This window comes from Pseudomonas sp. Ma2-10 (genome assembly GCF_054330215.1).
Genome location: NZ_JBTEYL010000040.1, coordinates 1 through 24,842 on the forward strand (window position 1 = coordinate 1; position 24,842 = coordinate 24,842).

Annotated in this window: 23 protein-coding genes and 5 pseudogenes; 13 read left to right on the forward strand and 15 right to left on the reverse strand. The window is 56.2% G+C overall.

Features of this window, described 5'->3' with window-relative positions; genetic code table 11:
• Positions 1-110 precede the first annotated feature (110 nt).
• From ACXPVS_RS26535 to ACXPVS_RS26560, 6 genes and pseudogenes are all read left to right on the forward strand, one after another.
• Positions 111-410, forward strand: a pseudogene (locus ACXPVS_RS26535) (2OG-Fe(II) oxygenase family protein); the annotation flags it as partial.
• A 25-nt stretch (positions 411-435) separates the two neighbouring features.
• On the forward strand, positions 436-1,347 hold the full coding sequence (locus ACXPVS_RS26540) for a 2-hydroxyacid dehydrogenase (protein WP_458512543.1): 912 nt from the start codon (positions 436-438) through the stop codon (positions 1,345-1,347).
• A gap of 11 nt (positions 1,348-1,358) precedes the next feature.
• Positions 1,359-2,065: pseudogene (locus ACXPVS_RS26545) on the forward strand (DNA-binding protein); the annotation flags it as partial.
• A 173-nt stretch (positions 2,066-2,238) separates the two neighbouring features.
• Positions 2,239-2,814 (forward strand): annotated as a pseudogene (locus tag ACXPVS_RS26550) (transposase); the annotation flags it as partial.
• A 1-nt stretch (position 2,815) separates the two neighbouring features.
• Positions 2,816-3,791 (forward strand): annotated as a pseudogene (locus ACXPVS_RS26555) (IS1182 family transposase); the annotation flags it as partial.
• Between the two features lie 338 nt (positions 3,792-4,129).
• Positions 4,130-4,672 (forward strand): 3-demethoxyubiquinol 3-hydroxylase, encoded by a 543-nt coding sequence (locus tag ACXPVS_RS26560; RefSeq protein ID WP_458512544.1) that lies wholly within the window; start codon positions 4,130-4,132, stop codon positions 4,670-4,672.
• A 370-nt stretch (positions 4,673-5,042) separates the two neighbouring features.
• Here ACXPVS_RS26560 and ACXPVS_RS26565 read toward each other — a convergent pair whose 3' ends face one another.
• The 8 genes and pseudogenes from ACXPVS_RS26565 to ACXPVS_RS26600 form a co-directional block, all read right to left on the reverse strand.
• Positions 5,043-5,597 (reverse strand): DUF1905 domain-containing protein, encoded by a 555-nt coding sequence (locus ACXPVS_RS26565; RefSeq protein ID WP_458512545.1) that lies wholly within the window; start codon positions 5,595-5,597, stop codon positions 5,043-5,045.
• A 331-nt stretch (positions 5,598-5,928) separates the two neighbouring features.
• Positions 5,929-8,901, reverse strand: a pseudogene (locus tag ACXPVS_RS26570) (transporter substrate-binding domain-containing protein); the annotation flags it as partial.
• 8 nt (positions 8,902-8,909) lie between these two features.
• On the reverse strand, positions 8,910-9,536 hold the full coding sequence (locus ACXPVS_RS26575; protein ID WP_458512546.1) for a response regulator: 627 nt from the start codon (positions 9,534-9,536) through the stop codon (positions 8,910-8,912).
• A gap of 255 nt (positions 9,537-9,791) precedes the next feature.
• Entirely contained in the window at positions 9,792-10,184 is a 393-nt protein-coding gene (locus ACXPVS_RS26580; RefSeq protein WP_458512547.1) for a response regulator, read from the reverse strand.
• Between the two features lie 183 nt (positions 10,185-10,367).
• Complete coding sequence (locus ACXPVS_RS26585; protein ID WP_458512548.1) at positions 10,368-11,696, reverse strand: deoxyguanosinetriphosphate triphosphohydrolase; 1,329 nt, start codon at positions 11,694-11,696, stop codon at positions 10,368-10,370.
• 252 nt (positions 11,697-11,948) lie between these two features.
• Positions 11,949-12,290, reverse strand: a complete 342-nt coding sequence (locus tag ACXPVS_RS26590) for a hypothetical protein (RefSeq protein ID WP_458512549.1) — start codon at positions 12,288-12,290, stop codon at positions 11,949-11,951.
• Positions 12,287-12,676 carry a phage holin family protein gene (locus ACXPVS_RS26595; protein ID WP_458512550.1) on the reverse strand — a complete coding sequence of 130 codons (390 nt, stop codon included), beginning with the start codon at positions 12,674-12,676 and terminating at the stop codon, positions 12,287-12,289. The genes ACXPVS_RS26590 and ACXPVS_RS26595 overlap by 4 nt, the downstream gene beginning before the upstream one ends.
• A gap of 1 nt (position 12,677) precedes the next feature.
• The gene (locus ACXPVS_RS26600; protein WP_017340000.1) at positions 12,678-12,992 is read right to left on the reverse strand and encodes a DUF883 family protein; all 315 of its coding nucleotides are present in this window, start codon (positions 12,990-12,992) and stop codon (positions 12,678-12,680) included.
• Between the two features lie 305 nt (positions 12,993-13,297).
• On the opposite strand from ACXPVS_RS26600, the gene ACXPVS_RS26605 reads away from it, so the two are divergent.
• Positions 13,298-14,506 (forward strand): ammonium transporter, encoded by a 1,209-nt coding sequence (locus ACXPVS_RS26605; RefSeq protein WP_458512551.1) that lies wholly within the window; start codon positions 13,298-13,300, stop codon positions 14,504-14,506.
• Here ACXPVS_RS26605 and ACXPVS_RS26610 read toward each other — a convergent pair.
• Positions 14,503-16,215 (reverse strand): cation:proton antiporter, encoded by a 1,713-nt coding sequence (locus ACXPVS_RS26610; RefSeq protein WP_458512552.1) that lies wholly within the window; start codon positions 16,213-16,215, stop codon positions 14,503-14,505. The two genes, ACXPVS_RS26605 and ACXPVS_RS26610, sit on opposite strands and share 4 nt — an antisense overlap.
• A 207-nt stretch (positions 16,216-16,422) precedes the next feature.
• Between ACXPVS_RS26610 and ACXPVS_RS26615 the strand changes: the two genes are divergently transcribed.
• From ACXPVS_RS26615 to ACXPVS_RS26625, 3 genes are all read left to right on the forward strand, one after another.
• Entirely contained in the window at positions 16,423-16,659 is a 237-nt protein-coding gene (locus tag ACXPVS_RS26615) for a glutaredoxin family protein (RefSeq protein ID WP_458512553.1), read from the forward strand.
• 169 nt (positions 16,660-16,828) lie between these two features.
• Entirely contained in the window at positions 16,829-17,146 is a 318-nt protein-coding gene (locus ACXPVS_RS26620) for a hypothetical protein (protein WP_008145883.1), read from the forward strand.
• Between the two features lie 71 nt (positions 17,147-17,217).
• Entirely contained in the window at positions 17,218-18,108 is an 891-nt protein-coding gene (locus ACXPVS_RS26625) for a pseudouridine synthase (protein ID WP_458512554.1), read from the forward strand.
• Positions 18,109-18,195: 87 nt separating this feature from the next.
• On the opposite strand, the gene ACXPVS_RS26630 is transcribed toward ACXPVS_RS26625, so the two are convergent.
• A complete protein-coding gene (locus tag ACXPVS_RS26630) occupies positions 18,196-18,417 on the reverse strand; it encodes a YgdI/YgdR family lipoprotein (RefSeq protein ID WP_458512555.1) in 222 nt (73 codons plus the stop codon).
• Positions 18,418-18,493: 76 nt separating this feature from the next.
• Complete coding sequence (mobA, locus tag ACXPVS_RS26635; RefSeq protein ID WP_458512556.1) at positions 18,494-19,096, reverse strand: molybdenum cofactor guanylyltransferase MobA; 603 nt, start codon at positions 19,094-19,096, stop codon at positions 18,494-18,496.
• 81 nt (positions 19,097-19,177) lie between these two features.
• On the opposite strand from mobA, the gene moaB reads away from it, so the two are divergent.
• Both moaB and ACXPVS_RS26645 read left to right on the forward strand, forming a co-directional pair.
• The gene (gene moaB / locus ACXPVS_RS26640) at positions 19,178-19,717 is read left to right on the forward strand and encodes a molybdenum cofactor biosynthesis protein B (RefSeq protein ID WP_458512557.1); all 540 of its coding nucleotides are present in this window, start codon (positions 19,178-19,180) and stop codon (positions 19,715-19,717) included.
• Positions 19,701-20,927, forward strand: coding sequence for a molybdopterin molybdotransferase MoeA (locus ACXPVS_RS26645; RefSeq protein ID WP_458512558.1), 1,227 nt, complete (start codon positions 19,701-19,703; stop codon positions 20,925-20,927). The genes moaB and ACXPVS_RS26645 overlap by 17 nt, the downstream gene beginning before the upstream one ends.
• A gap of 80 nt (positions 20,928-21,007) precedes the next feature.
• Here ACXPVS_RS26645 and ACXPVS_RS26650 read toward each other — a convergent pair whose 3' ends face one another.
• Entirely contained in the window at positions 21,008-21,316 is a 309-nt protein-coding gene (locus ACXPVS_RS26650) for a hypothetical protein (RefSeq protein WP_458512561.1), read from the reverse strand.
• A 227-nt stretch (positions 21,317-21,543) separates the two neighbouring features.
• Here ACXPVS_RS26650 and yegS point away from each other — a divergent pair, with 227 nt between their 5' ends.
• Entirely contained in the window at positions 21,544-22,461 is a 918-nt protein-coding gene (yegS, locus tag ACXPVS_RS26655; protein ID WP_458512559.1) for a lipid kinase YegS, read from the forward strand.
• Here yegS and ACXPVS_RS26660 read toward each other — a convergent pair.
• The 3 genes from ACXPVS_RS26660 to ACXPVS_RS26670 form a co-directional block, all read right to left on the reverse strand.
• A complete protein-coding gene (locus ACXPVS_RS26660; protein ID WP_458512560.1) occupies positions 22,445-23,104 on the reverse strand; it encodes a response regulator transcription factor in 660 nt (219 codons plus the stop codon). The two genes, yegS and ACXPVS_RS26660, sit on opposite strands and share 17 nt — an antisense overlap.
• Positions 23,101-23,994: a sensor histidine kinase gene (locus ACXPVS_RS26665; RefSeq protein ID WP_458512562.1), complete on the reverse strand. Its 894-nt coding sequence runs from the start codon at positions 23,992-23,994 to the stop codon at positions 23,101-23,103. The genes ACXPVS_RS26660 and ACXPVS_RS26665 overlap by 4 nt, the downstream gene beginning before the upstream one ends.
• 342 nt (positions 23,995-24,336) lie before the next feature.
• On the reverse strand, positions 24,337-24,756 hold the full coding sequence (locus ACXPVS_RS26670; protein ID WP_458512563.1) for a hypothetical protein: 420 nt from the start codon (positions 24,754-24,756) through the stop codon (positions 24,337-24,339).
• Positions 24,757-24,842 lie beyond the last annotated feature (86 nt).

A 24,842-nucleotide genomic window follows, 5' to 3' on the forward strand; every position in this document is an offset into this window, starting at 1 on the left:
CGTGACCGATGCGGTTAGAATTTAGACCCCGCGCAATCGGGTGGAGAAACCGGTCACGTTGTTAGCGAAATGACCGGTCACGATGAGCGAAATACGCACAAGTCAGGAACCGCGCAGGGGAGTGGGTTACTGCCCCACCAGTGGAAGGCACGTTTATCGTCAACATTGGTGATCTAGTTCAAACCCTCACCAACGATCGCTACACCTCGACAATGCATCGCGTCATAAATACTAGTGGTCTAGAGCGCTATTCAATTCCTTTCTTTATTGATTTGGATTTCGATGCGGTTGTTGAGCCTGTGCCAACCTGCGTGAGTGAGGCGTTACCCGCGAAGTATGAAGCCTACACATGTGGTAAACACAAATTTAAGCGATTCGTTGATAGCTATGCGCACCTGAAAGGCGAATAGGGAGTTTTCAATGTGCATCCTTTACATGGCCGACCCCGCCGATGCGGAGAAATGGCGAGTTTGCCTGTCAACGCTCGTCCCTGAACTAGAGTTCCGGCAATGGCCTGATATCGGTAACCCGGAAGAGGTGCACTACATTCTGGCTTGGGAAGCTCTCGCCAACCTAGCGGAGCAGTTTGGTAATCTTCGGCTCCTCTACGCTGCCGGGGCTGGAGTTGACCAGTTTGATTTGGCCCATTTGCCTGCTCATGTGTCGCTAATACGGCTGGTAGATAGCTCGATGGCTGACATCATGGCCGAGTATGTTCTGTTTGGTGTTCTCGCCTTGCATCGAGACATCCTCGCTTACCAAGAGGATCAACGCAGTGGTCGCTGGCAACCTCGACCAATCGTGCACGCTTCACAGCGGCGTATTGGTGTTATGGGGGTTGGCAATCTCGGACGCGCCGCGCTTGATCGCCTTCAGCCATTGGGATTTCAGCTCAGTGGCTGGAATCGCTCTTTGAAGGAGGTGCCAGATGGTCGCTGTTACGTAGGCACAGACGAATTAGAGGCATTTTTAGGGCAGTGCGACATCCTTGTGAACCTGTTGCCGCTGACTCCCGAAACAGACGGGATACTCAATGCTGCGAGGCTTGATTGTCTGCCTCATGGAGCTGGACTGATTAACGTGGGACGTGGCGCCCACGTTGTAGAAACGGCTCTGCTTTCTGCGTTGAATGAAGGCCGTCTGGGAGGTGCCGTACTGGATGTTCTGGTACAAGAGCCTCCCACTCAAGACAACCCACTCTGGAAACACCCTCGAGTACTCTTGACCCCTCATATTGCAAGCGATGTGCAGATTGAAGGTGGTGTGGCGGTGATAGTTGAGAATCTCCGAAGAGAGTTTGAGGGAATGACTCTGTTGAATGTGGTTGATCGGTCTAAAGGCTATTAGATTCGCGTTGGGCCCTGCCCGCTGAGGTATCGCAGGCGTTCGTCGAGGTGTGGCAGCAGGCGATCCACCAGGCGCAGGGCACGGCCGAGCAGGCGCTGGCCGAGCAGCGACAGGTGCTAGCTGCCGAGCGCGAACGAGTAGCGGCGGTCGAAGACCAGGCACGACAGGACGCGGCGCAGTTTCGCCAACACGCGGCAGAGGCCGTGGCCGGGCGCCAGGCAGCCGAGTTGCGGCTGGCTGACCTGGAACTGCTGCTGTCCCAGCGCCAGTTGCAGATCGAGGATCTGCAACAGCAGCGCGAGAGCTTGTTGCGCGAGCGGCGTGAAGCTCAGCATCAAAATGAGACGTTACAGCAGGATCTCCAGGCTCTGCGGCTTAAAGCCGAGCAGGAGCACGTTGCGCAGGAGAACTATGTGCGTGGAGTCGAAGATCGTGCACACCGCAAGGTCGACCGCGCGCGGGAGGAGGGCAAGGCGATCTCGGCCCAGCCGGGCGGCACGTCGAGCAGTTACAACGGCGGTTGGAGTCGATCCAAACCGAGCTCAGCCAAACCCAGCAACATGCGGCAGCACAGCATGCTCGCGCTGACACGCTGGAACAGCATCTGACGCGGATACGTCAGGCTCCCGCGACCAAGCGTAAGCCCGGATCCGAAAACCGGCGCAGAAGACCGATTTCTGATCGTAATGGCCGCACATCTCTGGAAATGCAGTGCTAAGGACGAAAGTAGGTACATGCTTCGGCGCGGCGCGGGTCCCGTGGGGCGTGAAGGTGTATGACTGGTTTTGGCCGTTTTCTGCCTCTCACCACGGGCAGAAAACGGCCCAGGCTGTGTGAAAACACCTGCAATTGTCTAATCTTCTGATCGTCGAGATCGTATCGGGGGCGATCATGAAGCGATTCATCGAAGGTGAGGCACGGACGCAAGTGACGTTGCTGCCGGAGTGTCTGGACGATTACGTAGCCGAAGAAAATCCAGTGCGCGTGGTTGATGTTTTTGTCGATGAACTCGACCTGGGGGCGCTTGGTTTTGAGGGCGTCGATCCTGCCGCAACTGGTCGTCCGGCCTACCACCCAGCGGTGTTGCTGAAGATCTATATCTACGGCTACCTCAATCGGATTCAGTCCAGCCGTCGGCTTGAGCGAGAGGCCGAGCGCAACGTCGAGTTGATGTGGTTAACGGGGCGTTTGGCCCCGGACTTCAAAACCATTGCCGACTTTCGCAAAGACAACGGCAAAGCCATTCGCAGCGTATGCCGCCAGTTCGTAGTTCTTTGCCGCAACCTCAATCTCTTCTCTCAGTCGATCATCGCCATCGACGGCAGCAAATTCAAAGCCGTCAATAATCGCGACCGCAACTTCACTCAGGGCAAGGTGAAGGCACGCATGCAACAGATCGAGCAGAGCATTGATCGCTATCTGGCGGCGATGGATTCGGCGGATCGTGCAACGCCCGAAGTGGCCGAGNCCGCAACTTCACTCAGGGCAAGGTGAAGGCACGCATGCAACAGATCGAGCAGAGCATTGATCGCTATCTGGCGGCGATGGATTCGGCGGATCGTGCAACGCCCGAAGTGGCCGAGGCCAAAGCCGAGCGGCTGAAAGAAAAGATAGAAACACTGAAACAGCAGATGCAAAAACTCAAGGAAATCGAGGCGCAGCTCCACGAAAGTCCAGACCAGCAGATCTCCCTCACAGACCCAGATGCACGCTCTATGGCTACGAGCGGCCGAGGCACCGGAACGGTTGGCTACATCGTACAAACAGCTGTCGACGACAAACACCATCTGATCGTTGCCCATGAGGTGACCAACGTTGGCAATGATCGTGGGCAACTGAGCAATATGGCGAACCAGGCGCGTGAAGAAATCGAGGCTGAATCGCTAACGGTGGTGGCCGACCGAGGCTATTACAAAGGTCTGGAAATCCTTGCTTGCGAGCAAGCCGGCATCACTACCTTCGTACCGAAACCCCTCACATCTGGCAGCAAAGCCGAAGGCCGATTTGGTAAGCAGGACTTCATTTACGTTGCTGCATCGGACGAGTATCGATGCCCTGCGGGACAGTTACTGACCCGGCGGCATTCTTCGGTGGAAGACGGCATGCTACTGCACTGCTATTGGTTCTCGGGCTGCCAGTCCTGCGCAATGCAGAAGCAGTGTACGACGGGTAAGGAGCGCCGGGTAAAACGCTGGGAACATGAAGCCGTAGTCGATGCGATGCAGGTACGGCTGGAACATGATCCAACGATGATGAGGCGTCGCCGACAGACCGTTGAACATCCTTTTGGAACGCTCAAATACTGGATGGGAAGTACGCACTTCCTAACCAAAACCCTACCAAGGGTAAGCACCGAAATGAGCCTTCACGTGCTCGCCTACAACCTCAAACGGATGATGAGCATCTTCGGCATCTCAGGACTGCTTGAAGCGATCAGGGCGTGAATCCAGCCGCTTGGTCGTCCGTGAGTGGCTGTTTGGGCCGCTGACGCAGCCCAAACAGCATTTACGAACGCCTATGTAGCTGACGAGGGCAATTCGCGCGTCAGTCTGCTGGTTTCGAAGGCAACGCCCGTAGCTCTCAACTTTCGATGTATTTAGTGCGTTTTCACACAGCCTGGACCCAAAGCGGTCTGTCAGCTGCTTAACGATCGGCCAAATCGACGATGGTGAGGGGCCGCCCTGCGAACTCACTTGCTTATCTGCTTGGCGTTACAGCACGATGCTGGCTCAAGAGCAAGGACAGGCCCGATGACCAAGCCCCTCGAACAAGAAATCTCAATGTGAATTCACCAGACTACACGGCTAAGGGCGAAGACCTCGGCAACCGCATGATGAAGGTCGACCATGCGGGCGAGCATGGCGCGATCTGTATCTACAGTGGACAGTTGTTTATGGCCCGGCTTTTCGTCCCGGGCATGGTGAATGAACTCAAGGAGTTCCTCTCCCACGAGCGCCGCCATCGGACGGTTTTTCAGGAGGAGCTGCAACGTCGCAATTATCCCCGCTGCCGTAGTTATTGGTTGTGTGGCATCGGCGGTCTGGCGTTGGGTCTGGTTACTGGCATCTGTGGCCGCAAAGCCATTGTCGCTACTACCGTCGCGGTTGAAAGTGTGGTGCTCAAGCACCTGGCTCATCAACTAGATGTGCTGGGCGAGATCGATCTCCACGCGGTGGCGGCCATTACTTCGATTGTGGAGGAGGAGCAGCACCATCATGACCACTCAGCAGCGCAGATTGATGTGCGCGATCCCTGGTTCAGGGTACTGACACCGATGGTGACTGCATGGACTGAAGCGGTAATCTGGATGGGTATGCGTTCTTAGAAAGCAGGTGAAATTATCCCGTTTCACTGCCGCAATCTTTTAGACAAATGACTGACCGCTTCTGGCCGAGGCTGTGTAAAAACGTTTTTGAGCGCGACAGGTACTCAAAACCGGACTGAAAATCGCGCTTCTACGCGAAATCCACATCTGCTGACGTGCCGATAAATTTCAGATTTAACGTAGACGCGCACACTTCAATTTTGGCGAAGCGTTTTTACACACTGTGGGCCGATTGCTGCCCGTCGCGAAGGACCACAACCCTTTGCAGATATTCATAACAGTTAAGCTGGAAGGCTGGCTTCAGCCGCTCCCGGTGAACGAAGCGAACGATTTCAACGCATTGTCAGGCGCATTCCAGGGAATGTTCCATTTAAAGAATTTCTCCCTCGGGCGCACGGAAGGCCTTGCTGTAGTAGCCGGATTCGTCGAAACAGCAAACCTGCTTCTTGCCGGATGCAAGCATATCGCAAGCATCACCAATTCGTTTTGCGCGCGTCTTAAGTTGCTTGGCTGAAGTAATCCAATGTATCCAGTCTACTCGTGCGATGGTCGTTGTATTGTTCCAAACTTTACGAGCCTCAGGAGTGGCTTCCAGAGCCTCCTGAAAATCGGGTGGGATGTCAGGCTCGGGTTCCTTCTTCACAGGGCTTAGCTCTAGTGTAACGACATCCCCAACGGCCATGCCTGCGGCTTCGAGTAACTCTCTACTGACCTGAAGCCAATGGCTCAGCTGACCATCCGGCTCAAGGGTCGCCTGGAAAGGGTGCCCATTGATTGTGCCTTCAACTGTCGTCCTTCCTCGTCTCGGAAGCTGTTGACTCGCGTCTATTGGCAGTACTACGAACGCCCACGACGCATCATTACCCGGTTTTGCCGGACGAAGAAGCTTTGCTTCAAATCGGGATTTCACATCGATTGTTGTCATCGCAACTCCTCCAACTAATACGCTTAACTACTCTATCGCGGCATCACCTTCGCGTTTAAACGCGACTTAGCCCTGGGAAAAACGCGACATTGATGATGCCAAGCCCAGCCGCGGTAAAGATCAGTACAGAAGGCCGACGCTATCTATTAGCCACTCGTCTGTCCAGTGACCGCTCCTGACTGATTGCTGCCCGTTAGCAAGGGTTGTAATCGATCAAAGAGTAGCTGCTGCAATGGTAGCTTCAGTCAAAGTAAATGTCGGTCAAGGGTAGGGCTTCTACGGGCCGATTCAGCTTTTAATGACCCTGGTTCAAAATCTAATGAATCTCTACGCCCAGAAACTCCAGTTGCTGGCACATGAGCAAGCGATTGGCGGGGTGATCGTCGACCACCAGAATGTTCAAGGCGATAGTCGTGGTGCAGATATTGGCTTCAGCGTTCTCTGCCTCCCGTTCGAGTGGCAGTGTTGCCAGGTGCAACGACACTTCGACTTGAGTGCCGACACCTGGCTGGCTGCTCAATTGCAGGCTGCCGCCCATCATTTCGCACAGGCTGCGGCTGATCACCAGCCCAAGACCCGCACCGCCTCTGGCTAACTGCCCGGAGTGATCGGCTTGAGCGAAAGGTTCGAACAACCGCTGCTGATCCTGTTTACTGATCCCTATACCGCTGTCGTAAACCTGCAACAGCATCCGGACCCGCTCAGGCTCGGCGGTTGGGTGCAGGTCGACGATGATCCTGATTTGGCCGCGCTCCGTAAACTTGATAGCGTTGCTCACCAGGTTGGACAGCACCTGTTTGAAGCGCATCGGGTCCAACAGGACATCAAACCCCGGATTGGCAGGGCGAAATTCCAGCTGCAGCCGTAGGCTTTTCTGGCGCGCCAGTCCATCGAAAACCCGCACCACCGAGGCCACGATTTCACTTGGATTGACCCGTTCAGGGCTCAGGCTCAGCCGTCCGGATTCAATCCGTGCAATGTCGAGAATGTCTCCGATCAGCTCCAGCAGGTCCTTCGCCGAGTTGTACGCCACATCGATGGCCGGACGATCCGGGTGCTCATGATCGATGCGTTTCAGCGTGAGTTCGAGCAGGCCGATGACCGCATTCATCGGGGTGCGGATCTCATGGCTCATGGTCGCCAGAAACGTGGTTTTGGCACGGTTGGCTTCATCGGCGCGCTCTTTGGCATAGCGCAGATCATCGAACAGTTGCCGCCGTTCGCTGATGTCGATCCAGCCGCCGATGATGCCTTGCACTTCACCGCTCGAATCACGGTAGGGAAGAATCCAGTGGTATATCGTCAGTCTGCGGCCGCCGATGTGCAGCGCACGATCGAGAATCAGCGGTATGCCCTCGGCCACGACGCGTTGGTAATCGGCCTGGTACTCCCGGGCTTCGAACGCATTGCTCATGTTGCCATGCATGACGCCTTTGCCGATGACGTCTCCACGTCTCGCACAGAAGGCTTCCAGGTAACTGTCGTTGCAGCTTTGCAGCAGACCCTGACGATCGCGGACGTAGATGGGATGAGGCGTCCCGTTGACCAGTGATCGCATGAATTCAAGTTGATCGTTCAATGCACGCTCGGCGGCCTGACGCTGCTTTATCTGGCGACGCATGTAAGCGTTCCAGGCAACGGAAATCAGCAGTAGCACCCCGGCACCGATAGCGATTTGGTAGAACAATCGGTGAAAGTTGCGCCAGGTACTTTGCGAGGACGCCGAATAGCCGCGCCAACGGCTGTTGATGATGCCCAGTTCTTCCGGAGCAATACTCAGTAGTGCCTTGTTGAGGATGGCGTTCAGTTCTTTGGCATCTCGGCCTGTGGCCAGGGAGAACGCGGCCTGCCGGGTGCCGATGGTCGTACTGATTTGAAGGGTGTGCTCGAAGAGCTGCGATGAGATGAAGTAGTTGGCAATCACCAGTGAATTCACCGCACCTTCTGCCTTGCCCTCGGCCAGCAACTCCACGGCGCTGAACGAGTCCGGGGTTTCAATCAGCTTGATCCGCGGGAACTTGCTGCGCAGGTAATCCACCAATGGATTGCCTTGGGCGACTGCCAGGCGTTTGTCCTGCAACTGCGCAAGGCTTGTCGGACTGCCGGCGGTTTTGCGAGTCAGCAGGACAAAGGAGTTTTGCAGGTAGGGGCGGGTGAAGTTCAACGCTGTTTCACGTTGGGCACTGGGGAGCAGGGCGGCGATCAAGTCGGCCTTGTTGTCTCTGATCTGCTCGATCATCTCGTCATCACTGCGGGTGCGACGAACGTCGAAGCGCAAACCGGTGCGCAACCTGATCAGCTCGAGCAAGTCCGCGGCCACCCCACGAAAGTTGCCATCACTGTCGAAAAATGTCAGCGGTGCAAACGCTTCATTGACTACCACACGCACTACCGGGTGTTGTGCCAGCCAGCGCTCCTCGTTGTGGGTGAGTTGCAGTTTTTGATCGGTGAGCAGCATGTCACTGCCGGCACTCCAGCGCTTGGCAATATTGTCTCGTTCGCTGGTGGGGATGGCCATGAGCATTGCGTTGATGATCCCGAGCAGTTGCGGGTTGTCCTTGTGCACGGCAAAGCTGAAGCCGTGTGCTTCGTGTTTGCCGAAGTTGGCCATGCGGATATTGTTCAGATACCCCTTGTTGATCATGTAATGGGTAGAAATGGTGTCACCCAGAAAAACGTCAGCCTGGTCGAAGGCAACGGCATTGATCGCATTCTGGTAGGACGGAAAGGACGTGATGATCGCCCCGGGATACATTGCATTGACCTCCTCCAGCGGCAAATAGTGATACACTATGCTCAACCGTAGGCCGGCCAGGCCATCGGTCAAGGATCTGGTTTCACCTTCGCGTGTCACCAGAACCGGCTGGTCCACGGCGTAGGGGGTGGAAAGTACGATTTCAGCGTTGTGAGCTTCGAATCCATTGGCGGTCCCCAGCAAATCGATCTCGCCATTTTCGAGTGCCTCTATAGCGGCGTCCCGGGACGCAAGTCTCAAAACCTTGATTGGCAAGCCGGTTGTTTTGCCGAGGATACCCGCGTAATCGGCGGTAAAACCTTCGTAGTCGTTACCACTGAGGGTCAGGTCGAAAGGGGGGTAGTCCGGGGCCGACGTGCCCAGGATCAGTTCCCGTTTATTCTCAATCCATTGTCGTTGTGCGTTATCCAGTTGGACTTCCTGGTGTCCGGCCATTGAGCGACTGATCAGGGTGTAGTTCTCGCTGACGGTCTGCGCAGCGGCCACTGAGGCGGCCAGGCATAAACCTGCGGCCATGAGTGTCAGATAATCCTTTATACGACTGGGCATCCTGTTTCTCACACTAACGCGTTACGTTTTGCCATATCGATGAGTTCAACCAGGGATTTGGCTTTGAGTTTTTGCATGAGGCGTTTTTTATAAGTGCTGACAGTCTTGTTGCTCAGGAACATACCTTTGGCAATTTCCTTGTTGGTGCGGCCTTGGGCAAAGAGTTGCAATACCATCAGTTCCCGGTCATTGACTGACTTGAACAGTTCCAGGTCGGCGAATCGCGCGTCATCACTGCGAACAGGATTCAAGGCCTGACTTGGAAAATAGTTGTAACCTGATAGTACGGCCTTTATAGCGCTGACCAGTTCACTCAGTTCTTCCTGTTTACACACATATCCCGATGCGCCGGATTGCATGCAGCGAATGCCGAAAAGTGTCGGGCATTGTGCGGTTAACACCAATGTTTTCAGGCGGGTACTCATTGCGTTGAAACGGGCGAGAACTTCCAGCCCATCCAGTTTGGGAATGCTGATGTCGAGAATGACTAGATCAGGCATGCATTCGCGAACCATCTGCATGGCGTCGACCCCATTATCAGTTTCGCCGACGACTTTGTAACCTTCATGTTCAAGCAACATTCTGACGGCAAGGCGGATAACCGGGTGATCGTCGACAATAAAAACGGAGTTCATAATCAAATCCCATACGCGCTCAAATAAAGCGCGCACCTTAGCTCAGATAGTTGAGGCGACGCATGAGCTGACGGACCTGCAGCGGCAATATAGGAACAATCCTACAGTTGAAAAAGAATGAGACTACGCATCAACTAGGTTTTTTATGAAGAAGGGTAGAGATTGTTGGTGGTCAGTCGAGAGGTTGGAAGTAGTTGATTGTAAGTTGTGAGTTGTGTTTGATCTGGATTTTTAGTGCGGTTGGTGTACGATTTTTTACAATGAGGCCAAGGTCAACAAGTTTCTAAATTCGGATTGTTTCAGCGGTTTTATCAAATACCCCAATAATGGCAGTCCGTGTTCGTTGGCCTTTTGTTCAAGTTCATCCAGTTCAATGGATGTCAGGCTGCTTAACAGTATTGCTTGTCTAATCATCCCCCGGTGGCTGGCGAATTCGACCAGATCAAGGCCGCAGAGGTCGGGCAGACATTGATCGCACAAAAGAATATCAAATGGCTGCACAGCCTTGAGCATTTGTTGCAAGGCGCCAAAGGCACTGTCGGTGGTGGTCAGCTGGGTGAAACCGTAACTCTCAAGCAGATATTGAGTCGCCCGGAGTTGGAAGGGGTGATCTTCCACCAGCAAGATGCGCAGATCGTCTTTGAACATAGGAGTATTCACGCTTCTTCTGTCGAACTGAATGAAGCGAGATTATTTCGCGAGGTTACCGAATAATCGATCAGTTAGCTCAGCGCATGTTGTAGGGGGATTCGGCGAACGTTGAGTGCACTTGGGTTTTGAGAGGCAAATCAACCATTGCAGGCGGCGTAATGGCTGATCACCCAGGACTCATCAGTGGCTCGAACGACCGGTCATCTCCAGCGCCATTTCGCTTGCATAGCTGTCGGTCATGCCGGCGATGAAATCTATCATTCGTAGAAACGAGGCGTGCAATGGGCCGTGAGGATCGGGCGCATTGTTACCCAACAGGTCGAGGACTCGGCGACTCTTGAAGGACGGCGTTCGACCGTTATGCTGTTCCAGCGCCGCACCGCAAAAGGCGTTGAGCAGGATTTCCAGGGTGGTGTAGGCGCCGATTTCGTGCAGGGTTTTGCGCTTGTCCTGGAAGATTTTCTTGCGCGCCATGTCCTTGGCATTCAGTACGCATCGCTTGGCAGGGCCGTGCATGTGCTCCACCAGATCACCGGGCAGCGTGCCGGCCAGCAACGCGTCCTGTTGCTCGACAAAGGCCCGTGCTGCAGCGTTGGTCAGGTGTTCAATGGCTTTGCCTCGCAAGATCGCCAGTTTGCGCCGGCGCGAATCCAGTGGACCAAGCTGGCGATAGGTTTCCGGCAGATCGTCACCCACAAGGTCCAGCAACAGGGACTCGACTTCGGCGTACTCCAACAACTCCATTTCCAGACCGTCTTCCAGGTCGATCAGCGCGTAACAGATGTCATCGGCCGCCTCCATCAGATACACGAGCGGATGGCGCGCCCAACGCTGTTCTTCGAGTTGCGGCAGGCCGAGTTTTTGGGCGATTTGTTCCAGAAGCGGCAATTCGCTCTGATAGCAGCCGAACTTGTGTTTCTTGTAGCCCAGCGAATCCGCGTGTTTTGCCGTCCATGGATACTTCAGATAAGTACCCAGCGTGGCGTAGGTCAGCCGGGTGCCGCCATCGAACTGGTGATATTCCAGCTGGGTGAGTACCCGGAAGCCTTGGGCATTGCCTTCGAAATTGAGGAAGTCATTGCGTTCGACTTCGCTCATTGCATCCAGCCAGCCACGGCCGGCGGCTTGCTTGAACCAGTGGCGAATTGCGTCTTCGCCGGAATGGCCAAAGGGCGGATTGCCGATGTCATGGGCCAGGCAAGCCGATTGCACCACCATGCCCAGGTCGCTGGGGTCGCACCAGTCAGGCAGGGCGCTGCGGATGGTTTCGCCGACGCGCATGCCCAGCGAACGGCCGACACAGCTGACTTCCAGCGAGTGGGTCAGGCGCGTGTGGATATGATCGTTGCTGGTGACCGGATGGACTTGGGTCTTGCGGCCGAGGCGGCGAAAAGCGCCCGAGAAAATGATCCGGTCGTGGTCTTTATGGAAAGGACTGCGGCCGAGTTCTTCCGGGCTGTGCAGAGGCTTTCCGAGGCGTTCGCGAGTAAGCAGGGTTTGCCAATCCAAGGCGGGTTCTCTCCGTCAGGTGTTTGATGGCCTAAGCTTCCGGGTTCGCGTCCGGACCTGCAAGCAGAACTACAGCCCGGCGGTATCGATGAATGGCTGAAAACAGGCGAGCGGTTGCCCGTCGATCACGAAGCCTCCTTGGTCAGGTCTTGTTATTGGATAAAACCTCTTCGTCCGGTAGGCGTGCAGAATTGAACCTCTCGATAAAGAGGTTCAATTCCGATGTAGCAAGAATGCAGCCAGATAACGGCCTTAGTGGTTACGCGAAGAGCCTTGCATGACCAGCTTGATCAATGGCCCCAGCGTGGCGCCCATACGAACCAGTCGAGTGAGGCTGCTGACGCCACCGCTCTTGGCGCCCTTACCCGTCAGAAAGCCCAGCAAGGTGACGGCTGCCACGCCCCAGAGTGGAGCGTGCTTGATGCCGAAGCCATCCTGCAGGTTTTGTGTCATCCCGCGCACGCGCTGCAAGGGTTGCAGCAGTTGCGCGGATTCATGGCGGATTTCCTGACGATGCATTTCCATGCGCAGGCGGATCAGCGCCTTGCGCATTTCGGTGCGCGAGCTGTTGTGAGGCAGTTCAGGCAGGCTCATGGCAGCAGGCGCTCCCGATCGTTGGCCAACTCTTCCAGGGTGCCGTGGAAGGGCGATGATTCATCGAAAATCGCCGCTCTCAAGCGCATCGCACAAAAAATGGCCGCCAGTGTGTAGAAAATACAGAGCCCGATGATGGCCGCCAGACGGTAGGTGTCCCAAAACAGGATCAACACCAGCGTCGACAACCCCACCAACAACAGCAAGGCAAAAACCAGCGCAAGGCCCGCGAATAACAACAGGCTTACGGTGCGGGCTTTTTGTTCCTGCAATTCGATGCCGAACAGTTCGACATGGCTGTGCAACAGTCCAAGAAAAGCGGCACCCAGGCGCCGCGGTGAGGAGCTTGGGCCCGTCGCGGACGAGCCGGATTCGCCGATCGCCATATCAGCGCCGAGTGGCCAGCAAGCCAATCAGAAAACCCACGCCGGCCGCGATCCCGACCGATTGCCATGGGTTGGCCTGGACATAGTCTTCGGTGGCGGTAACGGCGGCCTTGCTGCGTTCGCGCAGGGAGTCTTCGGTCAATTTCAAGGTTTCGCGTGCACGCAGCAGACTGTCGTGGATTTGCTCGCGCAACTCGTCAGCCTGATCGCCGGCCAAGGTTGCGGTGTGTTCCAGCAAGCGTTCGGTGTCGCTGACCAGAGTCTGAAAATCGTTCATCAGAATTTCTTGAGCAGTCTTTGCCTTGATGCTGGCCATGGGTGGATCTCCGTAAGTGGCTTCTGAAACGTTCGAGTATGAGCCTTGCGCGAAGGTTCAGTACAAATGACTGGTACAACTTTTGCTACGTCGTGGTGCATCTGTCTGCGCCGTTGCGCTGTTGCTGGGCAGGATTCGAGCAAAACCTTATCTCAAATAATGAAAACTCGCGCAAAGGTTCCAACCTTGTGCGCCAAAGCGGCTCATCGGGGTCACTCTGCTGATCCCGACCGGGTGCAACTTGGTGCATGAATTGTCTGCGCGAACTGCTTTGGTGCTTTTTAGCCTTCAGGTCTGCCAATCCCATGGAAAATCTGCAAAGCGCTGTGGACGGTCTGGTCCATAGCTCCAATACGTTGTTCATTTTGATCGGCGCGGTCATGGTGCTGGCGATGCACGCCGGTTTCGCCTTTCTTGAAGTCGGCACGGTTCGACAAAAGAACCAGGTCAATGCCTTGTCGAAGATTCTCAGTGACTTCGCCATTTCGACCCTGGCCTACTTCTTTATAGGCTATTGGATTTCCTATGGGGTGACCTTCATGCAACCGGCGGCTGTGATCAATGCTGATCATGGCTATGGGCTGGTGAAGTTTTTCTTCCTGCTGACCTTTGCTGCGGCGATTCCCGCGATCATTTCCGGAGGCATCGCCGAGCGTGCCCGGTTTGTCCCGCAGTTGTGCGCGACGGCACTGATCGTGGCGTTCATCTATCCGTTCTTCGAGGGCATGATCTGGAACGGCAACTTTGGCCTGCAAACCTGGTTGCTGGAGCACTTTGGTGCCAGCTTCCATGATTTCGCCGGCTCGGTGGTGGTTCACGCCATGGGCGGTTGGCTGGCTCTGGCGGCGGTGTTGTTGCTCGGGCCGCGCAATGGTCGTTATCGCGAAGGGCGACTGGTGGCGTTTGCACCCTCGAGCATTCCCTTTCTGGCGCTGGGATCGTGGATCCTGATCGTCGGCTGGTTCGGTTTCAACGTGATGAGCGCGCAAACCTTGCAAGGTGTCAGCGGGCTGGTGGCGGTGAACTCGCTGATGGCCATGGTCGGCGGTACCGTGGCGGCGCTGATCGTCGGGCGCAATGACCCGGGTTTTCTGCATAACGGCCCGCTGGCCGGATTGGTGGCGATCTGTGCCGGTTCCGATCTGATGCATCCGGTGGGCGCGCTGACCACTGGGGGCATCGCCGGCGCATTGTTTGTCTGGTGCTTCACTGCGGCTCAAGTCAAATGGCGCATCGACGATGTGCTGGGGGTTTGGCCGTTGCATGGTTTGTGTGGCGTCTGGGGCGGGATCGCCTGCGGCATTTTCGGCCAAAGCGCGTTGGGTGGACTGGGCGGCGTGAGTCTGATCAGCCAGTTGATCGGCACCGCACTGGGCGTGGTTGTGGCGCTGGCCGGTGGCTTTGCAGTGTATGGCGCGATCAAAGCGTTCCATGGTCTGCGCCTGAGTCAGGAAGAAGAGTATTACGGTGCGGATTTGTCGGTGCACAAGATCGGCGCCGTCAGTCAGGACTAGGTCTCTTCGTCGTCAGCACCTGGATAGAAGCCGTGCAGCAGGCGATAGCGGTCGTGCCGAATTTGGTCGACCCGCTCCTGTACCTGATGCGCGGGTAATCCCAGCATGATGAGCGCGTGGGAGGCGAGCATCAGGCTCGACTCCAGCAGTTCGGGCACGACTTCGCTGGCGCCGGATGCCTTCAACTCGGCCAGTTGGCTGTCGTCGCGTGTACGTACCAGAATCGGCACGGTCGCGTTGAGTCGGCGCGCTTCCTTGAGGATCAGTAACGCGATGTCGGTCTGGTCCACGGCGATCACCATCAGCCTGGCGCGCTCCAGCCCTATCGCGACTAGCAGTTCACCGCGGCGTGAGTCGCCATAGTGCACACAGGTTTCACCAACGGCGGCTTCCTGGACGCGCACCGGATCAATATCCAGTGCGATGTAGGATTGCTGCGCATTGCGTAGCGCGCGTCCGATGGACTGGCCGACGCGACCGTAGCCACAGATCACGACATGGTTGTGTAACCCGGCATTGAGCGCGCTGATTTCTTCAAGTTTCGCTTCTTCGTTGGGTTTGCGGTGCAGGCGTGTCGCAATGTGAGGCGCGGCGCGTAGCAGCAACGGCGTGAAGAGCATCGAACAAAAGGTCGCCGCCAGCAGCAGACCGCCAAAATCGGCGGGCATCAGTTTGTTCTGCTGCATCTGTGCCATCAGCGCAAAGCAGAACTCGCCACCCTGGGCCAATGCCAGGCCGCTGCGCCAGGCGGTTTCGCCATCGCTGCCACGCCATTTGACCAGCAGCGCAACGACGCAGCCCTTGAGCAGCAGCAACCCCAGGGTCAGGCCGAGAATCAACAGGCCGTGGCTGGCGAACAACTGCAAGTCGATCAGCATGCCGATACTGACGAAAAACAGCCCAAGCAGGATGTCGCGGAACGGGCGGATGTCGGCCTCGATCTGGTGCCGGTAATGGCTTTCCCCCAGCAGCATGCCGGCGAGAAACGCCCCCAGGGCAGGGGAGAGACCGAGCAGGTGTGTCAGCCACGCTGTCAGCAGAACAATGACTAGCGCCAGTAGCACGAACAGTTCTGGGGAACGGGCAGCCGCCACTTCATGGAACAGCCGCGGCAGCAACCAGCGACTGGCCAGTAACAGGCCGACGAACAGCACGACGGTTTTACCCAGCGTCAGTGGCAGCGCCCAATACCAGGCCTGATCGCTGCTGCCAGCGAACACGGGCACCAGGGTCAACAGCAGCACCGCCACGACGTCCTGGAACAGCAACACGGCGATGGCATTCTGACCATGGCTGCTGAAGATCTCGCCGAGACTGCTCAGCTCTTTACTGACAATGGCCGTGGAAGACAGCGACAGGCCGACGCCGAGTAACAGCGCAGGCGTGATCGACACGCCGAACAGCATCAGTAACCCACCTAGCAGCATCCCGGAACACAGCACCTGCAGACTGCCAAGACCGAACACCACTCGGCGCAACACGAGCATCTTCGACAGGGAAAACTCCAGCCCTAGGGAGAACAGTAGAAACACTACGCCCAACTCGGCGAGGTCCGGCAGTTCTTCGTTTTCATTCACCCAGTTGAATGCGGTCGGCCCGATCATCAGCCCCACGCACAGGTAACCCAGCACCGGCGGCAATCGCAGGCGCTGGAACAGTGCAATGACCACCAAGGAGGAGGCGAAGATGATCAACAGATTGGCAAACACAAAAACTCCGGTGATGGACGCTGGCAATTCAAGCGTAGAGGCAAATAATCCGTGAGCATCGCGCAATGGATATTGAAGACAACTGATGTGCGTCAGTGTATTACCGCAATTCGTTGCCGTTATGGCTCAAGGGTAGAGTATTCAATGGCTCGACGGTTTTTCGGAGCAGGCCTAGAATGATGACTTAATTTTTTCGGTTGAGCGCTCATGCTTCCTGAATGTCAGCTGTTCGGCACCCTTGGGTGTCATCTCTGTGAAGTGGCCGAAGCCATGCTGATGGAATTTGTCGAGCGAGGTCTGCTGGTGGAGCTGGTGGATATCGCGAACGACGAAACATGGTTCGAAGCTTACAGTCTGCGTATTCCGGTATTACGACGGGTCGATACTGGTGCCGAGCTGGGCTGGCCGTTCAGTGCCGATCAGGTGGTGGCGTTCCTGGGTTAAGCCGTTGTTGCGGTGACGGAGTTTCCGCCTGTCGAACTTTGCGATGGATCCCCTTGGCTTTACCGGCACTGATCGGATACTGTATGCGCATACAGTAATTCGTGATGCCTGCCTTGTACCCCTGGTTTTCGGGTTTGGGCAGGCGGTCCGGGCGTGAGAGGGATGAATCGTGGTCAATGTCGAACAATTGAAGAACAGCGTGAACCGGATGTCGGCGGACGTGGTGCGCGAGGCTGTCCTCGAGCTGCGACTGGATGGCTTGGTGACAGAAGGAAAAACCCCGTTCAATAAATTGCATTTCAATACCTGTTTCGCCGAAATCGAAGCCTTGTTCCAGCGCGCGGGCTATCACCGGCAGTTGGATGTCGTGGGCTATCAGGGTTTGTTGTATGCGCTTTATGACCCTGGTCGATGGGAGGCGGTTGATGTGCTGCGCTGGCTCAAGGAGTTCACCGAAGCGGCAGCGCGCACGCAGATACCGGCTTGAGGATTCTCTTCTAGGTTCGTTCCGGCCACTGCTGGATAATGCCGCCCTGTATTGAGGGTTAGAGCTTTCGTATGTCCACTTCATCTTTTTCTGCTGCACATAACCAGGCCAGCACGCTCTACTTGCCGCCTGGTCCGTGGCAGACCGTACTCGATTGTCTGTGCGAACACTTCAGCGCCATTGGTCGTGAACAATGGCTGGACAGAATCGCCCGCGGTCGTGTGCTTGATGGGCATGGCATGCCGATCGCCCTTGATCTGCCTTACAAGGAAGGCTTGCGGATTCATTATTTCCGTGAGGTGCCGGACGAAAAGCCGATCCCGGTGGTTGAGTCGATTCTGTACGCGGATGAGCATCTGGTCGTGGCGGACAAGCCGCATTTTCTGCCAGTAACTCCGGCGGGTGAATACGTGGAGCAGACCCTGTTGCGACGGCTGATCCGCCGACTCGATAACCCGCATCTGGTGCCGTTGCATCGCATTGACCGGCACACCGCGGGGTTGGTGCTGTTTTCCGCCAACCCTCAGAGTCGTTCTGCCTATCAATCGTTGTTTCCTACACGACAGATCGAAAAGCGCTACGAGGCCATTGCCCGAGCGTTGCCTGAACTCTCTTTTCCATTGGTCCATAAGAGTCGGCTCATCGAGGGCGAGCCTTTCTTCCGTATGCAGGAAGGTCCGGGCGTCAGCAATACCGAAACGGCTGTCGAAGTCAGGGAGAAGAACGGTGATCTCTGGCGTTATGCGCTTTACCCGGTGACGGGCAAGAAGCATCAGTTGCGGGTGCACATGACCGCCTTGGGTGCCAGCATCTGCAACGACCCGTTTTATCCACAGGTACTCAAGGATGTTGAGGATGACTATGCCAATCCTTTGAAGCTGCTCGCTCAGGGGTTACGGTTTGTGGACCCGGTCACCGGCCAGGAAAGAGCATTCGATAGCACCATCACCCTGCAGTGGTGATCACGAGGCTCAGCGAATCTGCTGATCTTTAGCCACGAAAAAGCCCGCACAAAGCGGGCTTCTCAATATCCGGTGTTACCGTAAAAATTACAGCTCTTTAACGGTACGAACCTGATCCTTGTTGATGCGGGTCTGCTTGCCGTCCAGTTGTTCGAATTCGTAGAAACCCGAATCTTTATCGAACTCTGGCGCGTCGACAGCCTGGATTTCTCGACCGTCATTCAAGGTGATCACTGTCGGCGACGCGCAACCGGCGAGGGTAGCAAGGCCCAGTGCGAGCATGAAAGTGGCGAGGGTCCGTTGAGTCATGAGTGTGTCTCCGTATATGAATTCTTTTGGTTACTGAGCTTGAGACGTGTACAGCGAGCGCAAGTTCCTTCTCTTGTCAGTCTGACACAGTGTTGGGGACACTTAACAGTTCTGGTGTGTTGAGGTTGGCCAGGCGTGGATCATTGTCGGGGCATTGCAGGGCGGTAGCGCCCAGTTTGCGCATGAGGCGACCCGGGCTGCGTTCTCCGTCGTTCCAGGCACTGTCGAAATCGGTCGAGAGTGCCACGGGGATAATGCACAACAGAGGTTCCCAATGTTCGCCATGGCGCAACATCAGCGGTTGGTCCGGGTGCTGGCTGGCGAAGTCGCGCATGCGATTGAGCAGCGCGGCGTCTATGCGTGGTACGTCACAAGGCAGCACCAGCAAATGCGCATGGCGGGCCGCCTTCAGGCCTGCGCGAATACCGGCCAGGGGGCCAGGAAAGTCGCTTTCATCGTCATGAACCAGTTGGTCGGCGTAGGGCGCGTACTTTTCCTGGTTTCTGTTGCAGGAGATGATCAGGTCATCGCTCAGTGAACGGGTCTTGCGGTGCAAGTGGGCAATCAATGGCTCGCCGTGCCATTCCAGCAGCCCTTTGTCCTGACCGCCCATGCGTTGGCCACGACCACCTGCCAGGAGCAGAATGGAGCAGGGCGGCAAATGTGTATTCGAGGTCATGGCAGGTCTCCATGGGAGCGGCGAAAAAATGAGCCGCTGTGATATAACACCGGGCTGTTTCTCCTACAACTGGATGAGCCTATGAAAGCCAAGGCTGATGTACCTTTCGCACCGCTTAACATCGCGGTGCTGACGGTCAGCGATACCCGTACCCTGGAAACCGATACCTCAGGCCAGGTCTTCGTCGACCGTTTGAGTGCTGCCGGCCATATCCTGGCGGCCCGGGTTCTGCTCAAAGATGACCTCTACAAAATTCGCGCGCAAGTCGCCAACTGGATTGCCGACGATGTCGTGCAGGTGGTGCTGATCACTGGCGGTACCGGTTTTACGGGGCGCGACAGCACTCCGGAAGCGGTGAGTTGCCTTCTGGATAAACAGGTCGACGGTTTTGGTGAGCTGTTCAGGCAGATATCGATGGCGGATATTGGCACCTCTACTGTTCAGTCCCGTGCCCTGGCCGGCTTGTCCAATGGCACGCTGGTCTGCTGTTTACCGGGATCGACCAATGCCGTGCGCACCGGTTGGGATGGCATTCTTGCCGAGCAGCTGGATTCGCGGCACCGCCCGTGCAACTTCGTCGCTCATCTCAAACAGGCGGCACCCTGTGAATCCCGAGGGTAAGCCAGGCAAGACTGGCAGTCTTATGGCTGTCGAGGTGGCATTGGCGCGCTTGCTGGCAATGGCCGAAGCCTCACCGATTCGTGAGCGTGAACGCTTGCCATTGGCGCAGGTTCGGGGCCGGGTGCTGGCCGACGACCTGGTCTCGACGCTTGATCTGCCACCTTGGCCCAACAGTGCCATGGACGGCTATGCCCTGCGCGTGGCCGACTGGACTGGAGAGCCACTGGCGGTCAGCCAGAAGATTTTTGCTGGTCAGGCTCCGGAGCCCTTGGAGCTTGGCACCTGTGCACGAATCTTCACCGGTGCGCCGGTGCCCGCTGGTGCAGATTGTGTCGAGATGCAGGAAAACACCGAGGTTCAAGCGGATGAGCGAGTACGTTTCACCGAAACCATGGGCCCAGGACGAAACATTCGTCCTCAAGGCCAGGAAGCTACTGTTGGTGAACTGATTCTGTCAGCTGGCACGCGCCTCGGGCCAATCGAACAGGGGTTGGCTGCATCGCTGGGATGCGCAGAGCTGGACGTGATTCGCAAGGTTCGCGTTGCTGTTCTGTCCACCGGGGATGAACTGATTGAACCGGGTCAGGCTCTGGGGCCGGGACAGATCTACAACAGCAATCGAGTGTTGCTGTGCAGTTGGTTGCAGCGCCTGGGTTGTGAGGTGATCGATGCCGGAATTCTTCCGGATGATTTAGCGACCACCCGCACTCAACTGGGTGAATTAAAAAATGTCGATCTGATCCTTTCCACCGGAGGTGTTTCGGTGGGAGAGGCTGACTTTCTGGGCATTGCCTTGCGTGAAGAGGGCGAGTTGATATTGTGGAAACTCGCCATAAAACCCGGCAAACCGCTGACATTCGGGCATTTTCGCGGCGTACCCGTGATTGGTTTGCCTGGTAATCCGGCTTCAACGCTGGTGACCTTTGCTTTGTTGGCAAGGCCCTATCTCTTGCGCCGACAGGGTGTAAAAGAGGTTGAGCCCCTGAAGTTTCAGGTGCCTGCAGGGTTTGCATGGCCAAAAGCAGGCAATCGACGCGAGTACTTGCGCGGACGTCTGGAAAATGGCCGGGCAATTATCTACAGGAATCAAAGTTCCGGGGTTCTGCGTAGCGCTGCCTGGGCTGATGGTCTGGTTGAGGTGCTGGAGGATCGCACGCTGATCGAAGGTGATTCCGTGGGCTTCATCCCGCTGAGCGAAGTCCTGAGCTGACGCCTGCCGCTGGCTTATTGCGCAAACCCGGTTGATCGAACCCGGTTGATCGAACCGGGTTTTGCGTTTCTGGCTTACCCTTAGTGAGCCAGGAGTGTCACGACCTGGTCGAAACGGCTATTGGCGATCCAGGCCAGAACCCCGAGGACGACGGCTGTTCCGATCGCCGAATAGGCAAGCCTGTGTTTTATGGATTTGACGTCACTACGGACGTCATCCATGTCTCGTCGAATGTATTTGAGGTGTGTCTCCAATTCAACGACGCGAGACTCCATATCAGCTTCTCCAATGGCCTTTGCGCTGTTTTTGAATTCAGCTTGATGATTGGCGCGTTTTTCTGCGAACAGTATGACCGGGATGTCCGGTGACTTGATTTCATGGTTTTGCATGGCACGTCCCTGTGAATTCCTGCTGATGTTTAATAACGCAGACGCCAAGGTGTACCAATCGCATTGGTCGGTCAATTGAGCCGATTCCTCACCTCTTGTAAGAAAAAAACCCGCCCTGTAGGACGCCATAGGGCTCGCCTTCAAATATTTCAAATTCTTGCGACTTTTTTGCGGTACGACGAGGTCAACATCTCCCATACGGAATTCAATCATGGGAGTGACAACGAATGAGCGAACGCAAGGCGCTGTTGATTCTGCATGGCAAGCAAGCGCTTAACGAGGCGGTTCGTTCTGCCGTTGCGGACAAGCGCAAACAGGGTTGGGAGCTGGCCGTTCGAGTGACCTGGGAAGCGGGAGACGCCCAGCGTCTGGTAGATGAAGCACTGGCGGCAGGCTACACGCAGATCATCGCCGGTGGCGGTGATGGTACCTTGCGCGATACTGCCGAAGCCTTGGCGGCGTATTCGACGCAGGCCAGTCTGGCACTGATGCCCTTGGGGACCGCCAATGATTTTGCGCGTGCCGCTGGCGTGCCTCTGGAACCCGCGCAGGCACTGGAACTTCTCGAGGTTGCGCCGAGCGCCATTGATCTGGGGGAGGTCGGCGGGCAGGTGTTCCTGAATATGGCCACGGGCGGTTTTGGTAGTCAGGTCACGGCAAACACTTCGGAGGACTTGAAAAAAATCCTCGGCGGCGCGGCTTACCTGTTCACCGGTTTATCGCGCTTCAGTGAGTTGCATGCAGCCTATGGTGAGTTGCAGGGGCCTGATTTCCAGTGGCGTGGCGAGCTGTTGGCATTGGGCATCGGCAATGGCCGACAGGCCGGCGGAGGGCATGTGTTGTGTCCAGAAGCACTGGTTGACGACGGTCTGCTGGACATCAGTATTCTGCCTGCGCCGCAGGAAGTCGTCGGTACCTTGAAAACCCTGCTCGCCGATGGCTTCAGCATCGACAATATGTTTATGCGAGTCCGGTTGCCATGGGTCGAAATCAAGGTCTCGGAAGGCCTTTACATCAACGTCGATGGCGAACCTCTGGAAGGTGACAACTTGCGTTTCTCGGCACGTCCAGCGGCACTGCGCGTGCATTTACCTGAAAATTCGCCGCTGCTGGCGTCATCGCAATTGATCAATCATCCAGGCTGATGATTTGCTCGCGCACGGCGAACAGCACCAGGCCCGCCACATCGAAGATCTGCAAGCGCTTCATGATCTGCGAACGGTGGGTTTCAACGGTCTTGATGCTCAGGCCCAGGCCATTGGCAATTTCCCGGGTGGATTTTCCGCGAACGATCAGCCGAAGAATTTCCAGCTGGCGCGCTGTCAGGTTGTGCGAGTCGGTAGGTTCCGGCTGGTTTTTCTGAGTTCGGGTCAGTGCCTGGTTGATGACGGTGTGGGCGATGGCCGGGCTCAGGTAGCGTTCGTTGTTACGCAAGGCATCCAGGGCATGTTCGAGCTCGGTAGCCGTGGTGTCCTTGAGCAGGTAACCATGTGCGCCGGATTCCAGTGCCTGCATGATGAGTGCTGGATCAGTGTGCATCGACAGGATCAGCACCTTGCTCTGCGGGCGTACTCGCTTGAGTTGCTGCAATGCGTCAAGGCCACTGGTTTCCTTCATGGAAATATCCAGCAGGATGATGTCGGGGGACAGTTGCTCGACCATATCAAGCAACTGCGAGCCGTCATTGGCTTCACCGATTACGGCATAGCCGGGAATATCAAGCACCAGAGCGCGCACGCCTGCCCTGATAAGCGAGTGGTCATCCACCAGAAGTAAGTTACAAGTCAACGCACAACCTTATTCGTACTGGCCCGTTCGAGCGCACGAGGCGCCCAGGGGAAGAGTGCTTCGATTTGAGTGCCTTTGCCCGGCTCGCTGGTCACGCTCAGTGTGCCTCCCAACTGATTGATCCGTTCCGACATCCCAGCCATTCCACGCTGTCCTTCACGACCTGGATCGGTCGCTGGCGCGAATCCCAGGCCATCGTCACTGATCAACAGTGTCAGGCCCTGAGGCAGACGTTGCAGGCGGACCAACAGATTTTTTGCTTCGGCATGGCGCAGTATATTGGTCACCGCTTCCTGAGTGATTCGAAAGGCCGCCAGCGTCATTTCCTCCGGTATACCGGCCAAGCGCTGATGGCATTCCAGGCTCCAGTGCACCGGCGTGTTGGCCAGTGTCTTGAGTAAGTGCGCCCGCAGACTGGCTTCCAGCCCGAGACTGGTCAGTTGCCTCGGATTGAGAATGGCCGATACGTCTCGCACTTTGGCCAGGGTTTCTTCCAGCGTTTCGCAGAGCACTGAACACTGGCCCTGAAGTTCTTCGGGCATTCGGCGTTTGAGCCAGTCGCTTTGAAGTTTTGCCGCAGTCAGCAATTGGCCGATGTCGTCATGCAGTTCCCGACTGAGCCGGTGACGTTCGTTTTCCTGAACCTCCAACAGACGGTCAGCCAACTCCTGGGGTTGAAACTTTATCGACTTGCGCGAAAGACAATACTGCACCCAGACGCAGGTCAATGCCGCAATATTGAGTACCAGCAGACTCAGCGGCAGAGGCGTGGACAGGCTATAAATCAGCAGGCAGCCAAGCGCCGAGCAGGTGCACAACATAAGCGTGACCCGGCGCGCGTTTTTTTGGGAGGGGGGCCTTAGCGTGATTGACTTGAGGCTGGCGTACATAGCGGATGGAGCCAATGGATGTTCGCTGCGGGAAGACCGGGCATCGAGGATGACGGGTCTCTGTCTGGAGTCACTCTGCCATTAATTGACGTCAACTAATGGGCGGCATAATACCACTTAAGATACCGTTGGTCGCGTTTGGTATATATGTTTGCAGCGTCAGGAAATAAGCATTTATGGACAGCAGTTCCATAATGGAAAAAGTTGGGTGGCAAGAATGGTTTATTTGTTTCGGGTCGTCGTCAGCAGGTAAGGAATAATCAATTGCGACATGAGCCCGCTAAAACGGGAGAGTCAGTCATGGCAATAAAAATTCGCAGCATGGCATAGGGGCCCGATAATTCAGGCTTGCCGACCTGCAAAGGAAGCGAGTGTGAACGGCTTGGAACTGGCAGGGGGCTGAAACTGGCGTTGTCCGACCTGAAAGGCGAAGGCTTCGATCAGGGATGTCTGTTCGCTGTCATCAAGGCTGAGTTGGCCGGTCTTCTGATCGATTAGCTCGAGTTGCCAGGCGATCAACGTCAGGCAGTCTTTCAGCGCACTCAGGGCCTGGTCGTGTAAATCCAAGTGATTCTGGGCATGGCTCAGCAAGCCATGGATGTGCAACGAAAACTCCGAAACGGCTGCCAGAGCCAAAGCGTCGGCCTTGTTGGCCAGTTTGAGCAGCGTGCTTAGCATGCAGTCGATGGCATCCTTGTCATTGCTGATCAGTTGCAAATGACTCAGGCATTCCTCGGTTTTAACCAGCAGTGGGGATTCCATGCGCACTTGGACACCCAGTCCACGAACACTTGGACAGCGATTCCACGCTGACTTGGACACCCATTCCACGGCCACTTGGACACTCA